The sequence below is a fragment of the Pantoea eucrina genome (assembly GCF_002095385.1).
Lineage (GTDB): Bacteria > Pseudomonadota > Gammaproteobacteria > Enterobacterales > Enterobacteriaceae > Pantoea > Pantoea eucrina.
In genome coordinates this window covers 1-12,541 of the sequence record NZ_MIPP01000019.1, presented here as the reverse complement: position 1 = coordinate 12,541, position 12,541 = coordinate 1, and the positions used below count along the sequence as shown (strand labels likewise).

The following is a 12,541-nucleotide window of genomic DNA, read 5'->3' as shown; positions in this document are numbered from 1 at the left end:
GATCATGTCAGGAAAAACGGAACGGTACAGCCAGATGCTGAAAGGCGTACTGGTTGGCGGCTGCTGTCTGTTAGTCGGCTATCTGCTGGTGCTGATGTATGTGCAGGGAGAGTACCTGTTTGCGCTCATGACGCTGATTGTCAGCGCAACCGGCATCTGGATTTATGCTAATCGCCGCGCTTATGCCTGGCGCTATGTCTATCCGGGCCTGGCCGGCATGGCTATTTTTGTGCTGTTTCCGCTGGCCTGCACTATCGCTATCGCGTTCACCAATTACAGCAGTACCAATCAGCTGTCGCAGGAACGGGCGCAGCAGGTGCTGCTTGGCAGGCAGTATCAGGATGGCGCCGGGCTGAATTTTGCGCTCTACCCGGCCGATCGGCGCTGGCAGTTGGTGCTCAGCGACAGCAGCAGCGATGAACGCTACGTCTCCACGCCGTTCGACTTCGGCGGCGCGCAGACCCTGACGCTGCAGCAGGCGCCGCTGCCCGCTACTCAGCGCGCCACGCTGAAAGTCATCACCACGCATCGCCAGGCGCTAAGCCAGATCCGTGCCCGGTTGCCGGATGGACGTGAGCTGGTGATGAGCTCCTTACGCCAGTTCTCGGGTACCCGTCCGCTCTATGTTGCCGGGCACCAGGGCGTGCTGAAAAATCAGCAAACTGGCGTACGCTATCAGGCTAATCAGAACACGGGGTTTTACCAGCAGATTGCGGCTGACGGCAGCTGGGGCAGTGAACAACTGAGCCCTGGATTTACCGTTAACGCGGGCTGGAAAAACTTTGTTCGCGTCTTTACTGACGAAGGGATCCAGAAACCGTTTCTCGCCATTTTTGGCTGGACGCTGATCTTCTCGCTGGTGACGGTGATCCTGACCGTTGCAGTGGGCATGGTGCTGGCCTGTCTGGTGCAGTGGGAAGCGCTGCGCGGTAAGGCTATCTACCGCGTGATGCTGATTTTGCCCTACGCCGTACCGGCTTTTATCTCCATCCTTATCTTCAAGGGGCTGTTTAACCAGAGTTTTGGTGAAGTTAACGTCATGCTCAAGGCGCTGTTTGGCGTCCAGCCTGCCTGGTTCAGCGATCCCGCGCTGGCGCGTACCATGCTGGTCATCGTGAATACCTGGCTCGGCTATCCCTACATGATGATTCTGTGCATGGGGCTGTTAAAAGCTATCCCGGACGATCTGTATGAGGCTTCCGCGATGGATGGCGCGGGTCCGCTGCAGAATTTTTTCCGCATCACGCTGCCGCTGCTGCTTAAGCCCCTTATGCCGCTGATGATTGCCAGCTTTGCCTTTAATTTTAATAACTTTGTTCTGGTGCAGCTGCTTACCAACGGCGGACCGGATCGGATCGGGACTACCACGCCCGCCGGCTATACGGATCTGCTGGTCAATTACACCTGGCGTATTGCGTTTGAGGGCGGCGGCGGGCAGGACTTTGGCCTCGCGGCGGCGATTGCAACGCTGATTTTCATGCTGGTCGGGGCACTGGCGGTCATCAACCTGAAAGCCGTGCGCATGAAGTTTGACTGAGGAAAAATTATGGCAATGGTACAACCCAAATCACAAAAGCTTCGTTTGCTGCTGACGCATCTGCTGCTGCTGGTTTTTATTGCCGCCATCCTGTTTCCGCTGCTGATGGTGGTCGCTATTTCACTGCGTTCCGGCAATTTTGCGACCGGCTCGCTGATCCCGGAGCAGATCTCCTGGGAGCACTGGAAGCTGGCGCTGGGATTCAGCGTGACTCAGCCGGATGGCAGCGTCACACCGCCACCCTTCCCGGTACTGCTCTGGCTGTGGAACTCGGTGAAGATCGCAGCGATAAGCGCGCTGGGTATCGTGACGCTATCCACGACCTGTGCCTACGCCTTTGCCCGCATGCGTTTTGCCGGCCGCGCAACCCTGCTGAAAGGTATGCTGATCTTCCAGATGTTTCCGGCGGTGCTGTCGCTGGTCGCGCTCTATGCATTGTTTGACCGGCTGGGTCAGTATGTGCCCTTTCTCGGACTCAATACGCACGGCGGCGTAATCTTTGCCTATCTTGGCGGCATTGCGCTGCACGTCTGGACCATTAAAGGCTACTTCGAAACCATCGATGGCTCGCTGGAAGAAGCGGCCGCGCTGGATGGCGCAACGCCCTGGCAGGCGTTTCGTCTGGTGCTGCTGCCGCTGTCGGTGCCGATTCTGGCAGTGGTCTTTATTCTGGCCTTTATCGCCGCGGTCACCGAAGTGCCGGTCGCTTCGCTGCTGCTGCGTGACGTTAACAGCTATACGCTGGCCGTTGGTATGCAGCAATATTTAAATCCGCAGAACTATCTCTGGGGCGACTTTGCCGCCGCTGCGGTGTTGTCTGCCATTCCCATTACGCTGGTATTCCTGCTGGCACAGCGCTGGCTGGTCAGCGGTCTGACAGCGGGCGGTGTTAAAGGCTAACCTCTTCATCATTGTGTGACCTCGCTGCCCCGGTGTTTAACCACCGCTGGGGCGTTTGACGGCCCCCGGGCCGTCTTTTTTTTGGCGAGGGAAATAATCAACATTTTTTCTTACTGAACCCGACCTCCCCTGGAATAAGAAATGATTGATTTATGCAACTCCATCAGGAAATTCTTTAGAAAAAAAGAGGCATAGCCGCGCAGATAAAAATTCTGATATTACCTTTAAAATCAATCACCCGGAAAATGAACGATAAAGCGGCAAGGAATTATTTTTTAAATGGTAATATTTCCGGGAAAATAATATGAAAAATTAAAGATAAAACCGCCAAAATTTTCAGTAAACATAAATTGATCTGGCGCACATTTCTATTATTCAGGATTTGAATTAAGAATGGACATTAATTAAATATATCCCCTCCGCAATCAGCAGCTTGCTAATAAAGGAGTCTAATCATGGGATATTTGAACTCAGGCATCAGCAACAGCAATAGCGAGAATGCAAACAAAGCCGTACTCACTATTGAAGAAGAGGAAGTGTTAGCGTCCGCCTCGCAGGCGGATGAAGAGAGTCAGTCTGAAGACTAACATTTCAGCGGCACATTATTGTGCCGCTTTAATATGGACATTTATCATGACTATCCTGCCTGAAAGATCTGTCACCCTTACCCGGTCAAGAAAAGCAATAGAGCGTTATTTTTCCCGCCAGAATATACAGATAAAAAATGACAACTTTGGCAATACGCTTTCAGCTACGGTTACGCTGTTAAACAGGGAAAGTGGCACCAAACCGATTTCTGGCTGCGGTAAAGGCTATGCAGAGGAAGCCAGCGTTGGTGCACTCTATGAAGCTTATGAACATTACAGAAGCTTTCCGGCACTCAGAGAGAAAAGCAGGTTATATCCCTTCGGGTCAGTCATTCAGCAGGCAGAACTTCGCGGGATGTTGCCATTGACTATTCTTGCGAAATCATCACCCGCCAAAATTGCAGCAGTAGAATTTACAGATAAAAAGGGTTGTGCGTCACTGCTCTGGCCTCTTTTTTTAACGGATTGCGAATATTTCAGCCATATCATTCAGGGAGACACTACAGACTATAGCGCAGCGCGACGCTATACCAGTAATGCAGGTATCGCTGCGGGTTATGGTTTTACTGAAGCAGCGATTCACGCCATCGGGGAAATAATAGAGCGGCACTGCACAGGTATCCTGCTGGCAAAAACATTTTTCTATGGTGTACAAAAAGAGATCCGACTTGTTAATACGGACTCACTGCCCCCTGCAGCTGAAAAACTTTTCAATGATGCTCAGTCTGCCTTAGAGGATGAAATCAATATTATTGATGCCTCAGAACCGTTACTGCCTGCTGTTTATCTTGCTTACTGTAAGAGTAAGCCGCGCCTGGGGATAAACATTTACGGCGCTGGCTGTTCAATCTATGCTGACCATGCGGTTGCCCGGGCTATCAAAGAACTGGTTCAGCTGCATAAACTGGCCGATAATTTTACCTGCTTTACTGAGGAACTGGAAAAACACCAGCATAACCTGAGAGAGCATGAAAAATTATATCGCAGCCTTGTTGCCGATTTTGGCAGCCTCGCTTCTGTCAGCGTTGAGCTGCCAGAGAAACGCGCTGAACTGACTCTGCAAGAGCACCTTCACCGCCTGACAACCCTGTGCGAAATGGCCGGATTATCTGTATGGCTTAAAGAAATAGACAGCGATCCTGCCGGCGTATCACTGGCCTGTGCCGTCATGCCCGGTATGGAGCGATTTGCCCTGGTCAGTTTGGGTAACGTCGTTATTCCCTGCCGAAGCTATCAGGATCAGATATGAGTAGAATAATTTACATCCGGGTCCCGAATCGGGAACGGCATGATATTTTTATCATGACAACCTTTGAATCGATTTTTGCCGGCATACGAAAGCCGTTAAGCCACGTGGCTTACAGCATCATTCTTCCCGATATGATAAAAGGCCCGCTCATTTCGCTGGATGAAACCAAAGATGAAATAACCCTCGGCATCAGAGTGCCGGACGATCCGGCGTGGCGTGAAAAATTACTTCCCCCCTGCCCGGATTACAATATCCACTTTCCATGGCCGCCGCTGGATGATGAAGGGAATGAGGCTATATGCCCGGAATCATTCTGGGACCAGATGGCCGGTACACCGGAGAAGCTGGACATACAGGAAGCGCACTTCCGCCGGCATACCGTAAATTTGCTGCGTGAGATTGCTTTTCCCGACTGCCGCGTATTTGACCCGGCCTGCTCTACCGGAACCTTCATTGCCTCAGTAAAACAAAAGCTTCCCCTGCTAAACTATTTCGCTGCCGATCGCGCGGAAAAAATGGTCCTGAAGGCCAGGCAGCAGCTGCCGCAGGTTGTACAGAGCGACTTTATGCAATCCGGTGACCGTGACAGGTATGATATTATTTTTTGCCGCTTCGCCAATCATGAAGTGATAAGGCACGATCAGGCAACACCTGTTATCGATAAACTGATTACGCTGCTTAATAAGAAAGGGTATTTAATTATTTTTGGTCATACCCCTGTAAATTGTGATGTTGAAAATCATGTGCGGGGCAAAAACATTGCTCTTAAAATGACAAGCGGCTATAGCGAACGTTCAGCAGGTTTTTTCCAGTATTATCTGTTACAGACACTTTGAAAGACTGCGCTGAGGCCACAGGCACGTGCGACATACCGCTTAACATTAAGCATAAAATGCTGCAGTGGCGCTGCTGCTCTTTAAGCTGAATAACAGATTTTGCTTTAAGCAGTGATTACTAAATTTTCGATCAAAACTAATTCCAATCATTAGATACCCTGAATACATTAGCGATACTAAAATCTATTGTCAGGGATAATTGTGGATTCGCTAAGGAAATCAGTGACTGTCAGCGCAGTATCCGATGGCGTTCTGAGTAAAAGAACGCTCAAACTATGCAGATTGCTTAATGATAGCGATAAGCTGATCGATATTGCGCCGGCGACCGCTTTTCTCGATTTTTTGAAAGGCATGGAAGTCACGCATAGCGCCTACCAGCGTAGCGGTATTATCAAGAGCAAGCGTGCGCTGTTCCTTTATAACGAAGGCCTGCTTCATCCTGACAGCACCCTGTTTCTGGCGCGTAAAAAACAGGAGATCCTCGGCACAATCAGCGTGATTGCTCAGCGAAACCAGCAGCTGCCCTGCTCCCTGCTGTTTGGTGCAGAGATAGCCGCCCTCGGGCTGGAAAACCGGAAAGTCGTAGAGCTGGGTACGCTGTCGGTCAAGCAGACGCAGCAGCAGGACAATCTGGTGTTTATGCTCTATCTCAGGATTATGATTTATACGATTTTTGTGGAGCAGGTAGACGATCTGCTTATTCAGGTTAAAGAGAACGTAGCGCCTTTTTATATGCGCAATTTCATGTTTACCCGGATAGGTAAAACCAAAAAACATCCTGAGTACAGCGATCTGAATGCTGTGTTATTGCGTCTCGACGTTAAGAAGATGCGGGAAAAAATCTATGAACAACAGTGCTACGGAGCCAATGGCTGGCTGCGTATTTTATGCGAACTTGGACTGAACCGGCACTATCGTACCATCTGTGCTCAGTGTCGTAATAGCCAGCGCTTCAGGCCGGATCCGCAGGATGCCGCTGTTTATCGTTATCTCTGCTCGCTTCAGAGGTAAATTAAAGGCCACCGTAAGCCCTGCCAGGCGATATCATTGCCGCGGCTGAAGAGGGTGTATTTATAGTAAAATGGTATGTTGTAACTAGAAAGCCAAATCTTTCCGGTTAACGCTTAGAAACAGAATCCCTGTGCCGGGCCGCCTCCGTTCGCCGATGACCATCTACACTTATTTCACCTGAGATCCCCTGAAAACATGAGGTTAAGATGAGTCTGTTATTTAGCGCCACGAAACTGGGACAGCTCTCGCTGGAGAATCGCATTATTATTGCGCCCATGTGTCAGTACTCCGCTGAGGCGGGTAAAGCCACCGCCTGGCACCGTATCCATCTGGGGCAGCTCGCCCTGTCCGGTGCGGGCTTACTGATTATCGAAGCAACAGCCGTTGAGGATATCGGCCGCATATCGCCGGGCGATCTGGGATTGTGGGACGATGAGACTGAGGCGGCACTGGCCAGCGTGCTGGAGGATATCCGTCCATGGGCAACCCTGCCAATAGGTATCCAGCTGGGTCACGCAGGTCGCAAAGCCTCCTGTGCCGTGCCGTGGGAAGGCGGCGAGCAGCTTTCGGCTCAACAGGGCGGCTGGCAGACGGTGGCTCCCTCCGCAGAGGCTTACCAGTCGGGCGAACAGGCGCCACACGCGCTGAGTAAAGAGGAGCTGATGCGCCTGAAACAGGCCTTTGTTGACAGCGCGCAGCGCGCGGTCCGCATCGGTATCGAGCTGGTTGAACTGCATGCTGCCCATGGCTATCTGCTGCATCAGTTTCTCTCTCCGCTCAGTAACAAGCGCGATGATGAATATGGCGGATCGCTGGAAAACCGCATGCGCTATCCGCTGGAAGTGTTTCAGGCGATACGCGATGCTCTGCCAGATTCAGTACCGGTGGGCGTGCGTATTTCAGCAACTGACTGGGTCGCAGGCGGCTGGGATAATGAGCAGTCTATTGCGTTCAGCCAGCAGCTGGCCGCCGCAGGCTGTGCTTATATTCACGTCTCCAGCGGCGGACTGTCGCCCGATCAGGAGATCGATATCGGCCCAGGCTATCAGCTCTCTTTTGCGCGCGATATTCGCAAAGTGGTGGATATCCCGGTAATCGGTGTCGGACTGATAACCGATCCGCAGCAGGCGGAACAGGCTCTGCACACCGGTGATACGGACCTGATTGCGCTGGCGCGCGGGATGCTCTGGGATCCGCACTGGCCGTGGCACGCTGCCGCTGAGCTGGGCGCCACCGTTAAGGCTCCGCCGCAGTATCTGCGTTCAGAGCCGCACGGTCTGAAAGGCACTCTGGTACAGAACAACAAGTGATCCATTGCGGCAGGCGCTCCGCCTGCCGCACCCCTCTGGGAAATTTCACAGATTGCGGCCAGCGTGAGGCGCTCCGGCCCTTAGCCTCTATGCTTCATTTCACGCATTCACATTAAAGGACGATGAAATGAAACCTCAACACCTTCTGCTTTCTGCTGTTTTACTTTGCACCGCTGGCGTCGCCGCGGCCGATACCATGAAAAACCCGGTGAGCGTGCACGTGCTCAACCTGCAGACCGGCATCCCCACCGCCGGCGTAAAAGTAGAACTGGATCAGAAAGCAGGCGATAACTGGACAAAACTGGCAGAAGCCACCACGGATGCGCAGGGGCGGATCCCGGCACTCTATCCGAAAGATAAAATGGCGCAGTCAGGTATTTATCGCGTGGTGTTCAAAACCGGGGAGTATTATAAATCAGTTAATCAGCAGACTTTCTTTCCGGAAATTCCGGTAATTTTTAATCTTGAGAAAACCGATCAGCATTACCATATACCGCTGCTGCTAAGCCAGTATGGCTATTCAACCTATCGCGGTAACTGATTTTTAAAACGCGCTGGCGTCAGGCCAGCGCGTTCTCCTGTCAGCCTGCGCCAAATAGCGGCAACCACTCCAGCCAGCTCAGCAGCCACGCCACAATGTTCAGTCCCCCAAATAGCAGTACCAGGATGATCGCCAGCGAGGATTTTTTATGCGTGGCGAAGCGCTTTTCTGCCCGCAATGCCAGTAAGGCCGGGATGATCACCGCCCACAGGGTGGCAAACAACCCGGCATAGCCGATGGCCGCCACAAACCCGTGTGGCCAGACAATCGACGCCAGCAGCGGCGGCAAAAAGGTCAGCAGCGCCGTTTTCACCCGTGCCCGGCGCGTATCGCCCTGCCCCATACGGTCGGCGATATAGTCGAACAATCCTGCGGTGACGCCAAGAAACGAAGCGATAACGGCAAAATGGGAAAAGAGCGACAGCATCAGGGTTAATGCCGGTACCTGCAGATGCGAGCCCAGCGCCGCCATCAGGGCGGCGATATCCCCGCCCTGCGCGACAATACCCGGAAACGCGCTGCGCGGCAGGTTTCCCATCGTGCTGACGATCCAGAACAGGTAGAGCGCAAGCGACATCAGGGTCCCGAGCAGCAGCGCACGCGCGATCCTGCGCCGGTCGCGATGGTAGTAGCTCACCAGCCCGGTGATATTGCCGTGATACCCAAAAGAGGCCAGGCAGAAAGGCAGCACGCCGAGCGCATAGGGCCAGTAAGCGCTGCCTTCTGGCGCTGGCTGCAGCAGTGAGGCGCTGTCAACCTGCATCAGGAGTCCGCCGAACAGCATAATAAGCAGCGCAATTTTTGCCACTACGCAGAAGGTCATAAGCCGGCTCACGCCACGCGTGCCGAGCAGCACCACCCCTGCAACCAGCAGCGTCAGTGCAATTTTCGCACCGGCCGCTGTCAGCGGCAGACCCAGCTGATTAAGGGAGTGCTGATAGACCGGGCCGCTGGCTGAAATATAGGCGTAGGTCAGAATACCCAGTACAAACAGGATGCTTAATCCGTTGAGCCTTGCCCAGCCGCGTCCCAGCAGATCGCGCACCAGCGTGTCATAGCCGGCGCCGGCAGTATAGTGCAGGCTGACGCGCATAAACAGCAGGCCGGAGAGCAGCATCGCGCCCCAGCTGATAAACAGCAGCAGCACGCCCCAGCCAAACCAGCTTCCTGCCATAACCACAGGCAGCGTAAACATACCGGCACCCACAACGGTGCCACAGATGATCATAGCGCCCCACCAGACTGAGGGCTGGCGCGGCGTGAGTTGAGGTACTGACATTAAGACGACTCAGAAAATTAGCAAAGGCGGGATGATACACATCATGTACTAGTATGTAGAGTACAAAACGCAAAAACAGACTGGCAGGGTTGTAAGCAGATAATGACAGCAGCGCGCCTGCAGAGCAGGCGCGCGGTTCAGGCGGGATTACTGATAAAAAGCCGGACGGGGCGGCATCGTAATCTGAACAATATCGCCACTCTTCTGAGCGGCAACACAGGCGTCTGCTGCCACCGCCGCCGCATAACCATCCCAAGCCGAAGGTCCGGTCAGCTCGTCGGCAAGCACATTGTTGATAAACGCCTGCAGCTCCACATCGTATGCATCGATAAAGCGCTTTTTCCAGTCGGTCAGGATGGCCACAGAGAGCGCTGCGTTACTGCGCGTCTGCACCGCCACAGGTTCCGGCAGCCGGGCAATGCCGCTTTCTCCGACAACTTCACACTGAATGTCATAGCCATACTGGCAGTTAACAAAAATTTCGACGTCAATGCGCGTACCCTGCGCCGTTTCCAGCAGAACAATCTGCGGATCTTTCAGGTGTGAACTGGCGTGGCGCGTTTTGCGTGGCCAGATCACCTGCGCGCTGACGTAATCATCATTCAGCAACCAGCGCAGCACATCCAGCTCATGGATCAGCGTATCGGTAATCGCCATATCCGTGGTGTAACTGTCACCCACCTCCGGATTGCGATGCGCGCAGTGCAGCATCAGCGGCGCGCCAATCTCACCGCTCTCCAGCACCTGCTTCAGCGCGCGATAGCCGCTGTCATAAGGTCGCATAAAGCCGACCTGTACGCGTTTTTTACCGCCGGCCATCTCCGCTTCAACGATGTTCATACAGCCCTGCGCCGTCACTGCCAGCGGCTTTTCACAAAACACCGCCTTGCCCGCTTTGATCGCCGCCAGCACAAACTCTTCATGAGTGGGACCCCAGGAGGTCACCAGCACGGCCTGTACGTCAGGCGCATTAATCAGATTGTGCGCGCTGTCGTAGATCTCCGCCTGCAGCTGTAGCGCAGCTGCGACCTCTTCACACTGACGGCGGTCGATATCATTCAGCGCCACTACGCGCGCGTTCTGCAGCACCTGACTGCAGCGCCGGATATGTTCACGACCGATTGCACCGGTGCCAATTACGCCAATATTGAGTGTCATAGTCTGTTTCCTGAGCCGGTTGCGGTTAGCGGTTGAGATAGTCGATACTGCTGCGGATCTGCTGCTCAATTTCAGCAGCGCTCCAGCTCTCCATCACCGATGAGAAAGGCTCAAACGCATAGATCCCGCGATACCCCATCTCTTCAAGGCGGGCCACCTGCTGTTTTGTCTGCAGTCTGTCATCGGCGCTGAGCATAATACGCTCTTCATCCGTCAGCTCTGCCGCCAGCCGCGTATCGGTCACGCCGGATAGGTGAACCAGGCCAATCTCATGCACGTTGACGTGCCCGGCAAAGTCCGCTTCGGCACCTTCATAAAGATGATGATGGAAGGTATCCAGCACAATTTTGAACGGCACCCCGGCCTGTTTAATCAGCTGCTGCGCCTGCGCGGCAGAGCGCAGCGAACTCTGCGGAAATCCCAGCGGCTCAACCAGTCCCTGAATGCCGTATTCTGCAAACAGCGGCGCCAGCGTTTGCAGCGCATCGATAGTCTGTGCGTCGCTGACCGGCGCACCATCGTTGAGCGGACAGAGCACCAGCGCTCTGGCACCGCTTTCAGCTGCGTCTTTCAGCAGGCCGCGGGTCTTTGCCAGAACCTCATCATTGAGCTGGTTAAATGGATAAACCGCATTGATTGTTTCGATAGTCAGATCGTGCTCGCGCGCCAGCGCGCTGACCTGCGCGCCACCGAGATTGTCGGTCACGCTGCCGCTTTTCATGTCGTTGCGGATTTCAACCTTGTGCAGCCCCAGCTTTGCCACCAGCGCAAAAAATTCACTGATGCTCAGAGCGGGAGCAATTTTTCGATTAATACAGAGGCGGTCGCTGCTTAGTTTACCGGTCATATTCAGTCCTGATGCGTACGGGTTGGAAGGCAACTGAAGGGATACTAAAACATCAGGCTGAGCGGCTCCGCTGCTTCTTTGAGTGATTTACATCAGCCCCGTATCGTGCTGACTAAGCGCATATCAGTAGTCCTGTTTTTTACCGCGCGGCAGCGATACCGCCAGCAGGCCCGCCACAATCAGTACTACGCCCGCCAGGCTACTCCAGCGAAAAGGCTCATGAAACCACGGCAGAACGACAGCAGCCAGCCAGACCAGTACGTAGCTCAGACTGAGTAGCGGATAGAGCTGACTGAGCGGCTGATAGCGCAGCGCGGCAAGCCAGCAGAGCATCGATAACCCGTAGGCTGCAAGGCCGGCGCAGAGCATCAGCACAGGGCGTGCGCCGCCCTGCAGCAGCGCACTGAACGCGGGAAACTCCATCATCGCGCTGCGCAGCATCAGCTGCGCCAGCGTCACCAGCGCGACGCTTACGAGCGCCAGCCCTGTACCTTTCATAGCTGACTCCCCATCAGCGCCACCCCCGCGACAATCAGCAGCGTGCCCAGCCACTGCTGCAGCGTACAGGCTTCGCGCCAGATCAGGCGTGCGGCTGCCGCCACCAGCACAAAGTTAAGGCTGAGCATCGGATAGGCCTGGCTGACCGGCACACTGCGCAATACCAGCAGCCAGAGCAGCATCGCCGCCCCCAGCAGCAGCAGGCTGAGCGCGACCCAGAGCGCCATGCGCCTGCCGCCTGACGCCATCAGCGCGGCCTGCTTCTGACAGAGCTGGGCTGCACAGCTGAGCAGGCTGACCAGAACAATCAGCAGCAGATTCATGGCGCGCGACGGTAGCTGTAATAAACCAGCCGTCCCTGCTGCCAGACATCATCCGGCACCGGCAGCATCGCATCCGGCGTTTTCTGCCCGGCATCCAGCATCAGTACCAGCGCGACACCACCCTCTCTGCGATGGACGCGCAGCCAGTCGGCAAACTCCGCTCCGGCAACGTAGCGCTTTCGGGCATCGGCATAGCTGAGACCATACTCCAGCTCGCCTTTGCTGCTGTAAAAAAAGATATCGCTGCGTTTGAGCTGCCAGGCGATCGCCGAGGCGACGCCGGGATTATCCGCCAGGATAAAGCGGCTCTGCGCAAGCCGCTCCTCTATGTGGCGAACAAAGTTCTGCGGCTGTTTGGCGTCCCGTATCCGGTCGGGAATAGCAAATCCCACCAGCAGCGCCAGCGCCAGCGGGCAGAGCGCCGCCAGCTGCCAGCGCCCGGTGCGCAGGCTGACACCTGCCGCC

13 protein-coding genes and 1 pseudogene are annotated in these 12,541 nt (G+C 54.6%); 8 read left to right on the top strand and 6 right to left on the bottom strand.

Annotated elements, in window-relative coordinates; translation table 11 throughout:
• The first annotated feature begins 4 nt into the window (after positions 1-4).
• The 8 genes from malF to uraH all read left to right on the top strand — a co-directional run bounded on the left by malF (position 5) and on the right by uraH (position 7,971).
• On the top strand, positions 5-1,537 hold the full coding sequence (malF, locus tag HA43_RS10090) for a maltose ABC transporter permease MalF (protein WP_094111588.1): 1,533 nt from the start codon (positions 5-7) through the stop codon (positions 1,535-1,537).
• 9 nt (positions 1,538-1,546) lie between these two features.
• Positions 1,547-2,437: a maltose ABC transporter permease MalG gene (gene malG / locus HA43_RS10085; RefSeq protein ID WP_094111587.1), complete on the top strand. Its 891-nt coding sequence runs from the start codon at positions 1,547-1,549 to the stop codon at positions 2,435-2,437.
• 455 nt (positions 2,438-2,892) lie between these two features.
• Positions 2,893-3,024 carry a hypothetical protein gene (locus tag HA43_RS19320; protein WP_255402130.1) on the top strand — a complete coding sequence of 44 codons (132 nt, stop codon included), beginning with the start codon at positions 2,893-2,895 and terminating at the stop codon, positions 3,022-3,024.
• A 46-nt stretch (positions 3,025-3,070) separates the two neighbouring features.
• Entirely contained in the window at positions 3,071-4,273 is a 1,203-nt protein-coding gene (locus HA43_RS10080) for a YcaO-like family protein (protein WP_158086446.1), read from the top strand.
• A gap of 53 nt (positions 4,274-4,326) precedes the next feature.
• Positions 4,327-5,109: a class I SAM-dependent methyltransferase gene (locus HA43_RS10075; protein WP_158086445.1), complete on the top strand. Its 783-nt coding sequence runs from the start codon at positions 4,327-4,329 to the stop codon at positions 5,107-5,109.
• 222 nt (positions 5,110-5,331) lie between these two features.
• Positions 5,332-6,120 carry an N-acyl amino acid synthase FeeM domain-containing protein gene (locus HA43_RS10070; protein ID WP_128083807.1) on the top strand — a complete coding sequence of 263 codons (789 nt, stop codon included), beginning with the start codon at positions 5,332-5,334 and terminating at the stop codon, positions 6,118-6,120.
• Positions 6,121-6,326: 206 nt separating this feature from the next.
• Positions 6,327-7,430, top strand: a complete 1,104-nt coding sequence (locus HA43_RS10065) for an NADH:flavin oxidoreductase/NADH oxidase (RefSeq protein ID WP_094111583.1) — start codon at positions 6,327-6,329, stop codon at positions 7,428-7,430.
• Between the two features lie 127 nt (positions 7,431-7,557).
• A complete protein-coding gene (uraH, locus tag HA43_RS10060) occupies positions 7,558-7,971 on the top strand; it encodes a hydroxyisourate hydrolase (RefSeq protein WP_071668326.1) in 414 nt (137 codons plus the stop codon).
• A 40-nt stretch (positions 7,972-8,011) separates the two neighbouring features.
• Here the strand turns inward: uraH and HA43_RS10055 are convergent, their stop codons facing one another.
• From HA43_RS10055 to arnT, 6 genes and pseudogenes are all read right to left on the bottom strand, one after another.
• Positions 8,012-9,250: an aromatic amino acid transporter gene (locus tag HA43_RS10055; RefSeq protein WP_094111582.1), complete on the bottom strand. Its 1,239-nt coding sequence runs from the start codon at positions 9,248-9,250 to the stop codon at positions 8,012-8,014.
• 147 nt (positions 9,251-9,397) lie between these two features.
• Positions 9,398-10,408 (bottom strand): bifunctional inositol 2-dehydrogenase/D-chiro-inositol 1-dehydrogenase, encoded by a 1,011-nt coding sequence (gene iolG, locus HA43_RS10050; protein WP_094111581.1) that lies wholly within the window; start codon positions 10,406-10,408, stop codon positions 9,398-9,400.
• A gap of 25 nt (positions 10,409-10,433) precedes the next feature.
• Entirely contained in the window at positions 10,434-11,255 is an 822-nt protein-coding gene (locus HA43_RS10045; protein WP_094111580.1) for a TIM barrel protein, read from the bottom strand.
• A 123-nt stretch (positions 11,256-11,378) separates the two neighbouring features.
• Complete coding sequence (arnF, locus tag HA43_RS10040; protein WP_094111579.1) at positions 11,379-11,753, bottom strand: 4-amino-4-deoxy-L-arabinose-phosphoundecaprenol flippase subunit ArnF; 375 nt, start codon at positions 11,751-11,753, stop codon at positions 11,379-11,381.
• Positions 11,750-12,076, bottom strand: a complete 327-nt coding sequence (arnE, locus tag HA43_RS10035) for a 4-amino-4-deoxy-L-arabinose-phosphoundecaprenol flippase subunit ArnE (protein ID WP_040113474.1) — start codon at positions 12,074-12,076, stop codon at positions 11,750-11,752. Before arnE ends, arnF begins: the two co-directional genes overlap by 4 nt.
• Positions 12,073-12,541 (bottom strand): annotated as a pseudogene (gene arnT / locus HA43_RS18880) (4-amino-4-deoxy-L-arabinose lipid A transferase); the annotation flags it as partial. The pseudogene arnT and the gene arnE, both read right to left, overlap by 4 nt.